Raw genomic sequence first — 7289 nt, 5'->3', positions numbered from 1 at the left:
GCTGCTGGAGACCGACGAGACGCTGTCCTTCCGCCGTCCGGAGATCTCGGCCGAGTCGGTGCGCAAGCTCAGACGGGGCCACTGGGCGCTGCAGGCGCAGATCGACCTGCACGGCCTGCGGCGCGACCAGGCCCGCGAGGCCCTGGGCCAGTTCATCCACGACAGCGCCCGGCGCGGCCTGCGCTGCGTGCGCGTCGTGCACGGCAAGGGCAACGGCTCGCCCGGGCGCGAGCCCGTGCTCAAGGCGCGGGTGCGGCGCTGGCTGGTGCAGAAGCAGGAAGTGCTGGCCTTCGTGCAGGCCCGCGCCAGCGACGGCGGGGCCGGGGCGCTGATGGTCCTGCTGAACGCGACCTGAGGGTCGGCGCCGTGGCCGGCGCTTCGTTCCTGTGGGGGATTCCGGGCGGCGGAGCGCCGCCGCGGTCAGTGCAGCATCAGGCTGCTGTAAGGCGAGACCGGCGTGGTGAAGGCCATCAGCAGGCGCTCGGGACGGAACTCCCCGACCGAATCGGCGCCCTGCCAGTGGGTCTCGATCGCGTGCTCCAGGCCCTTGAGCACGCAGAAGGACATGAAGGCGTGCTCGGCGTCCTCGCCGTCCATGTCGACGTGCTGCAGGCGGACGCAGGCGGCGCGCAGGAAGTTGAGCATCTGCATCGGGCTGTCCGTGTCCGGGCAGAAGCCGGCGCAGACCTCGATGTCTTCCCGGGCGTCTTCGGACAGCCACAGGCGGCCGTCGTCGATCCGGACATGCATCAGGTCGGGATTGGCTTCGATGCCGACCTCATCGTCGTGGAACAGCGTGGACATGATGGACGCGACAGTAGACGAAGCCGCCCGCGCCGTGTTCACCGCCAGCCCGTCGTGGCCGGCGTCGGTGTCAGATATGCACGCTGGTCGCGCCGTTTACATCATTTCGGCCCGCCGGCAAGCGAACCGGACCGTCATTAGCGCCACGCGGCGCCGACCGGCGCGGCCTCAGACGTTGCGCATCCAGTCCGCCGTGTGGGCGAAGGAGGCGGCCAGCCGCCGCTGCAGCTCGACGTCGAGTTCGCACTCGGCCATCGCCTGCGTCATGGCGGCCATCCACTGGTCGCGCTCGGCGATGCCGATGCGATAAGGCATGTGGCGCGCGCGCAGCCTCGGGTGTCCGAAGCGTTCGACGAAGTGGTCCGGACCGCCGAGCCAGCCGCACAGGAACCAGAACAGCTTGTCGCGCGAGCCGTCCAGCGTCGTCGGATGGATCGCGCGCAGCTGCGCGAAGCGCGGCTCCAGGTCCATCAGGTCGTAGAAGCGGTCGACCAATCGCCGCACGGCGTCCTCGCCGCCGACCCACTCGAAGGGGGTGGCGGGCGCAGCCGTCGGGGGGACTGCGGTGCCATCGGCGGCACCGGTCTCGGGGGAATCGGACATCGGGGAGGGGCGCTGAAAGGAGCGCTGAAAAGGGGCGCTGGAAGCGGGAAAGGTTCAGGGATGTCCGGCCGATTGTTCCAGCAACTTCGCGGCCAGCCCGCGGATGCCCTGCGCCGCGTCGCAGCCGGGGTAATGCTCCAGCAGCAGCTGGCGCTTGAGCACCGCCTGCCGGACCATCGGATCGTTCTTGACCTCGCCGAGCAGTTCCAGCTTGAAGGTCTGGCCCGGCGTCGGGCCGACGAAGCGCTGCAGCACCTGCTGCAGCTGGCCGCAGATCAGCTTGCCCTCGCCCGGCCGGTTGGCCTGGTTCAAGATGAGCCGCACCTGGCGGCGCTCCTGCTGCGTCGCCAGCACCTTGATGGTGGCGTACGCGTCCGTGAGCGAGGTCGGCTCCGGCGTCGCGACGACCAGCACGTCATGCGCCATCGAGACGGCGAACAGCACCACGTCGGAGATGCCCGCGCCGGTGTCCAGCAGCACGTAGTCGAAGCGCGGCCGCACCACCTCGAGGATGTGCAGCAGCTTGTCCCGCACGTCGGGCGTGAGCCGCGAATACTCCACCATGCCCGAGCCCGCCAGCAGCACATGGAAGCCACCGGGCGCCGGCAGGATGGCCTGCTCCAGGGTGCAGCGCTCGGTGAAGACGTCGTGCAGCGTGAGCTTGGGATGCAGGTTCAGCACCACATCGAGATTGGCCAGGCCGAGGTCGGCATCCAGCACCAGCACGCGCTCGCCGCGCGCGGCCAGGGCCGCCGCCAGGTTGGCGGTGACGAAGGTCTTGCCCACGCCGCCCTTGCCGCTCGTGATGGCCAAGGTGCGAGCGCCTCCGCGGGCCTGGGGTGCAGCAGGAGCTGTTGTCATGCTCATTCACTATCCTGTTGCGTTACGGCGAACAACATGCCCTTTTCCTCGGCGCTCACCAGCGAGTCCACATGGCTCTCCAGGCAGGCGCGATTGCGGCCCTCGGCCTTGGCGCGGTAGAGCTGGCGGTCAGCCCGCTCCGTCCAGATCAGCGTCGACGAGCGCACCCACTGCGGCGCGAACGCCCCGCCGATGCTGATCGTGCAGGTCAGCGGCGGCTGGCCGCCGCCCAGGCTGATGGCCAGCGCCTGCACCCGTTGCCGGATGCGCTCGGCCACGACCACGCCGAACGAGGTCGGGCAGTTGGGCAGGATGATGGCGAACTCCTCGCCGCCGATCCGCGCCACCGTGTCCATCGGACGCACCGTCTGCGCGATCGACTGCGCGACCGCGCGGATCACCAGGTCGCCGGCCGCGTGGCCGTGCTGGTCGTTGACCGCCTTGAAGTGGTCGATGTCCAGCATCAGCAGCAGGGCCGGTTCGCCGGAACGCGCCACCCGATCGACCTCGCGCCCCAGCGCCATCTCGAAGCTGCGGCGGTTGACCAGGCCGGTCAGCGCGTCCTTGCTCGAGAGGTCGCACAGCGCGTCGACGATGCCTTGCAGCCACGGCTCCGAATAGGGCTCGGCGTCGGGCAGCATCGCGCCGGCCTGCTGCAGCAGCTGCAGGGCCAGATCCAGGCGCAGCTGGTGCGCGGCAATGAGACTGTGCGGTGCGTCCAAGGTGGGAAGGGGCAATTTCCGGCGCAGTCTAGCGGCTTCCCTCTCTAATGAGCGTGCAGAAATGAGGGGTTCCCCCCACCTCTTTCACAGATCAAAGAGACCAAACACAATCAAACTAACGATTGCCGACAATGGCGGCCATCCGGTGCTACGGCATCTCACCTCCGAAGAAGTCCAAACAGCCTCATGCGCCCAGGTCAACCGGTCTCGTTCGCGGCCCCGTCCCCGGTCGAGGCGATCGATCACGAGTTCAGCTTCAGCCGCGCCGACTTCGAACGCGTGCGCCAGCTGATCTACCAGCACGCCGGCATCTCGCTGCACGACGGCAAGCATGCGATGGTCTACAGCCGGCTGTCGCGCCGGCTGCGCGACACCGGCCATCGCAGCTTCGCCGACTACCTCCAATGGCTGGAGGGCGTCAGCGGCCCGCAAGGCGACCAGGAGTGGCAGGAGTTCGTGAACTGCCTGACCACCAACCTGACGTCGTTCTTCCGCGAGGACCACCACTTCGTCTCGCTCAACGACGACCTCAAGGCGCTGACCGGCAAGCCGATCCGCATCTGGTGCTGCGCCGCCTCCACCGGCGAGGAGCCCTACTCCATCGCGATGACCTGCCAGGAGTCGCTGGGCCCGAGCTCCGGCGTGCAGATCATCTCCAGCGACATCGACACCAACGTGCTCAACACCGCGCGTCGCGGCGTCTACGCGGCCGAATCGCGCGGGCTCTCGCCGCAGCGGCTCAAGCAGTTCTTCCTGCGCGGCACCGGCGCCAACGAGGGCCGCATCCGCGTCAAGCCCGAGCTGGCCAAGATGATCGAGTTCAGGACGCTGAACCTCATGCACACCTCGTGGTCGCTGGGCGATCCCTTCCACGTCGTGTTCTGCCGCAACGTCATGATCTATTTCGATGCGCCGACGCAGCGCAAGGTGCTGGAGCGCATCCACAAGGTGATGCGTCCGGGCGGGCTGCTGTTCGTCGGGCATTCCGAGAACTTCACCGATTCCCGCGATCTCTTCCGCCTGCGCGGCAAGACGATCTACGAACGCGTTTAACGGAACACCCCCATGACCCTGCCTTCCGCCTCCTCCGCGATGCAGCAAAGCGCGGCGCTGGCCAGCGCCGGCGCGGCGCGCGTGGCCCAGCTCAAGACGGTGTCCCGCAAGAATGGCGAGGCCTCGTTCTTCTTCTACGACGCGCACTTCAAGAACGCCGCGGTCAAGGTCCTGCCCGGCGAGTACTTCGTCGACAACGACGACCTGCTGGTGATGACGACGCTGGGCTCGTGCATCGCCGCCTGCCTGTGGGACCGCCACGCGCAGATCGGCGGCATGAACCACTTCATGCTGCCCGAGGGGCATGGCGACTCGGGCCGCTACGGCTCCTTCGCGATGGAACTGCTGATCAACGAGATGATGAAGCGCGGCGCCGCCAAGAGCCGCATGGAGGCCAAGATCTTCGGCGGCGGCGCGGTGATCTCGGGCATGAACACGATCAACGTCGGCGAGCGCAACACCAACTTCGTCATCGACTTCCTGAAGCTGGAGCGCATCCCCATCGTGTCCAAGGACGTGATGGACGTGTACCCGCGCAAGGTCTGTTTCCTTCCGAAGAGCGGCAAGGCGATGGTCAAGCGCCTGGCGCCGACCAACACCGACGCGCTGGTGCAGCAGGACAAGGCCGCCGCGCAGCGGGCCCAGCCGGTGGCGAGCACCGGCGGCTCGATCGATCTGTTCTGAGACGGCAGCGGCCGGAAGTACCGAGGAGTAAGCAGCAATGGCCAAGACCACCGTCGTTGTCGTGGACGATTCCGCGCTGGTGCGCAGCATCCTGACCGAGATCATCAACCGCCAGCCCGACATGCAGTGCATCGGCGCGGCCAGCGATCCGCTCGCGGCGCGCGAGATGATCCGCAACCTCAACCCGGACGTGATCACGCTGGACGTCGAGATGCCGAAGATGGACGGCCTGGACTTCCTGCAGCGGCTGATGCGGCTGCGGCCGATGCCGGTCGTGATGGTGTCCACGCTGACCGAGCGCGGCGCCGAGGTCACGCTCAAGGCGCTGGAGCTGGGTGCGGTGGACTTCGTGGCCAAGCCCAAGATCGGCGTGGCCGACGGCATCCGCGCGCTGGCGCAGGACATCACCGACAAGATCCGCATCGCCGCCAAGGCGCACATCCGCCGCCTGAACGCGCCCGCGCCGGCCGCGGCGCCGGGTGCCCCCGCCGCGGCCGGCGGCGCGACGCCGCCGCTCAAGCCGGCCTCGCCGATCGCCAACCTGGGCCGGCTGTCGACCGAGAAGATCATCTTCATCGGCGCCTCCACCGGCGGCACGGAGGCGACCAAGGACGTGCTGATCAACCTGCCGGCGGACTGCCCCGCGGTCTGCATCACGCAGCACATGCCGCCGGGCTTCACCCGCAGCTACGCGGCGCGGCTGGACGGGCTGTGCAAGATCCGCGTCAAGGAAGCGCAGGACGGCGAGCGCATCCTGCCGGGCCACGGCTACATCGCGCCGGGGGGCATGCACTTCAGCGTGGAGCGCTCGGGCGCCAACTACATCGCGCGCGTGCAGGACGGCGATCCGGTCAACCGGCACAAGCCGTCGGTGGAGGTGCTGTTCAACTCGGCGGCGCGCGTGGTCGGCCAGAACGCGCTGGGCATCATGCTCACCGGCATGGGCGCCGATGGCGCCAAGGCGATGAAGACGATGAAGGACGCCGGCTCCTACAACTTCGTCCAGGATGAGGCGACCTGCGTCGTCTTCGGCATGCCGCGCGAGGCGATCAACGCCGGCGCCGCCGACGAGGTGCTGCCGCTGCACCAGATCGCCACCCGGCTGATCGAGCGGCTGCGCAGCACCGCGGGCATGTCGCTGAACCGGGTTTGACGCGTTTGACGCTTTGACGGATGCGGGCCGCGACGGCCCCGCTCCACAGCAAACGGGCGCCGACGAGGCGCCCGTTTGCATTGCCGTTGCCGCTCACGGCAGGCCGGCGGAGGTCAATCCCGCTGCGCCCGGCCTCACCGGCCGCGTCCGGGCTTCGCGTCGTCCGTCCGGTCCGCGACGGGCAGCGCCCGGGCGGTCCCCGTCACCGCCGTCGCGCGGTCATTGCCCGCCGCGACCAGCAAGGCCTGGCGCTCGGCCTGCGCGCGGGCCTGCTGCTGCGCCTCCTGCTTGGCCAGCCGCTGCTCGCGCGCGGTGATCTGCAATTCGGCATTGACGTCGTTGAAGGCGTTGGCGTTCGAGACCAGCGCAAGCGCCGAGACGATCGCGATCAGCACCGTCAGCGCCGGACCGATCACCGGGAAGCGCGTCCAGGGGGAATAGGCGTAGCACGGCAGTTCCGGCGTGAGTCGGGCCGGTCGGCCGCTGGCGGCCAGGGCGGCCGCGCAGGACGAGGCGGCTCGGGCGACGGCCTGATGCGCGGCGCGGACCGGCGCGGCAGTGGGTGAACAGGCCGGCGAGCGAGCGGCAAAGGCGGTCGGGAAACGGGGCGTGATGTCGGGCTCGTTCATGGTCGTTCCTTCGTTCATCGGGGTCGGTCGGGGGTGAATGCTGGTAATCCTAGGTGCCCAACAAGCGCGCTCCAAACGCTATATCCTTGCCTCCTTGTGCAGCCAGACTTTCCAGGAAGTCGCTACAGTCGCCCCGCCCGCCGCCTGACCAAGGACCCTTCCGATGCGACTCCCTCGCCTGCCGCTCCAGTACCTCGCCGCCTTCCGGGCCGCCGCGCTGCACCAGAACCTGCGCGCGGCCTCAGAGGAGCTCAACTTGACGCACAGCGCGGTGAGCCAGCAGATCCGCGCGCTGGAGACGCAGTTGGGCTTCGATGTCTTCGACCGGCAGGGCCGGCGCGTGGTGCTGAACGCTGCAGGCGCGGCGCTGCTGCGCGGCGTCGAGCGCGCTTATCAGGAGTTGGACCAGGGCCTGCGCGCGGCCACCGCGGCGCATGGCATCGAGCAGCGCAGCCTGCGCGTGACGGTGCTGCCCTCCTTCGCGCAGCGCTGGTTGTTGCCGCGGCTGGGCCGCTGGCACGCGCGCCACCCGGAGGTCACGATCGAGATCGAAGCGACCGCGCGGCTCGTCGACCTGGAGCGGGAGAAATTCGACCTCGCGCTGCGACAGGGCCTCGGCCCGTGGCCGGGACTCGACAGCGAGCCGCTGTTCGACTTGTCGATGCTGCCGGTCGCGTCACCGGCGCTGGCGCATCAGCTGATCGGGCAGCCGCTGGAGGCGCTCGCGCAGGCGCCGCTGCTGGGCGACGCGTCGCAGTGGGAGGACTGGTTCGCGCAGGC

General features: G+C 69.0%; 10 protein-coding genes. 5 read left to right on the top strand and 5 right to left on the bottom strand.

Features of this window, described 5'->3' with window-relative positions:
- On the top strand, positions 1-355 hold a 355-nt coding region (locus FUT87_RS17490), incomplete at its 5' end, for a Smr/MutS family protein (protein WP_186830597.1).
- Positions 356-420: 65 nt separating this feature from the next.
- Here FUT87_RS17490 and FUT87_RS17485 read toward each other — a convergent pair.
- The 4 genes from FUT87_RS17485 to FUT87_RS17470 all read right to left on the bottom strand — a co-directional run bounded on the left by FUT87_RS17485 (position 421) and on the right by FUT87_RS17470 (position 2990).
- On the bottom strand, positions 421-804 hold the full coding sequence (locus tag FUT87_RS17485; RefSeq protein ID WP_091723272.1) for a hypothetical protein: 384 nt from the start codon (positions 802-804) through the stop codon (positions 421-423).
- Between the two features lie 168 nt (positions 805-972).
- Entirely contained in the window at positions 973-1407 is a 435-nt protein-coding gene (locus tag FUT87_RS17480) for a group II truncated hemoglobin (RefSeq protein WP_091723270.1), read from the bottom strand.
- 54 nt (positions 1408-1461) lie between these two features.
- Positions 1462-2268, bottom strand: a complete 807-nt coding sequence (locus FUT87_RS17475) for a MinD/ParA family protein (RefSeq protein ID WP_147241835.1) — start codon at positions 2266-2268, stop codon at positions 1462-1464.
- A gap of 2 nt (positions 2269-2270) precedes the next feature.
- Positions 2271-2990 (bottom strand): GGDEF domain-containing protein, encoded by a 720-nt coding sequence (locus FUT87_RS17470; protein WP_404932442.1) that lies wholly within the window; start codon positions 2988-2990, stop codon positions 2271-2273.
- Between the two features lie 186 nt (positions 2991-3176).
- Here FUT87_RS17470 and FUT87_RS17465 point away from each other — a divergent pair, with 186 nt between their 5' ends.
- The 3 genes from FUT87_RS17465 to FUT87_RS17455 are packed head-to-tail and all read left to right on the top strand — an operon-like array spanning position 3177 to position 5880.
- Positions 3177-4043, top strand: a complete 867-nt coding sequence (locus FUT87_RS17465; RefSeq protein ID WP_091723268.1) for a CheR family methyltransferase — start codon at positions 3177-3179, stop codon at positions 4041-4043.
- Between the two features lie 12 nt (positions 4044-4055).
- Entirely contained in the window at positions 4056-4727 is a 672-nt protein-coding gene (gene cheD / locus FUT87_RS17460) for a chemoreceptor glutamine deamidase CheD (protein ID WP_091723265.1), read from the top strand.
- A 37-nt stretch (positions 4728-4764) separates the two neighbouring features.
- The gene (locus FUT87_RS17455) at positions 4765-5880 is read left to right on the top strand and encodes a chemotaxis response regulator protein-glutamate methylesterase (RefSeq protein WP_091723262.1); all 1116 of its coding nucleotides are present in this window, start codon (positions 4765-4767) and stop codon (positions 5878-5880) included.
- Positions 5881-6014: 134 nt separating this feature from the next.
- Here the strand turns inward: FUT87_RS17455 and FUT87_RS17450 are convergent, their stop codons facing one another.
- Complete coding sequence (locus FUT87_RS17450) at positions 6015-6509, bottom strand: hypothetical protein (protein ID WP_147241834.1); 495 nt, start codon at positions 6507-6509, stop codon at positions 6015-6017.
- Between the two features lie 163 nt (positions 6510-6672).
- On the opposite strand from FUT87_RS17450, the gene FUT87_RS17445 reads away from it, so the two are divergent.
- The coding region (locus FUT87_RS17445; protein ID WP_147241833.1) for a LysR substrate-binding domain-containing protein at positions 6673-7289 on the top strand (617 nt) is incomplete at its 3' end.

This window comes from Mitsuaria sp. TWR114 (assembly GCF_007997345.1).
The sequence above is the reverse complement of the archived record's forward strand: the minus strand, read 5'-3'. Positions and strand labels throughout refer to the sequence as shown.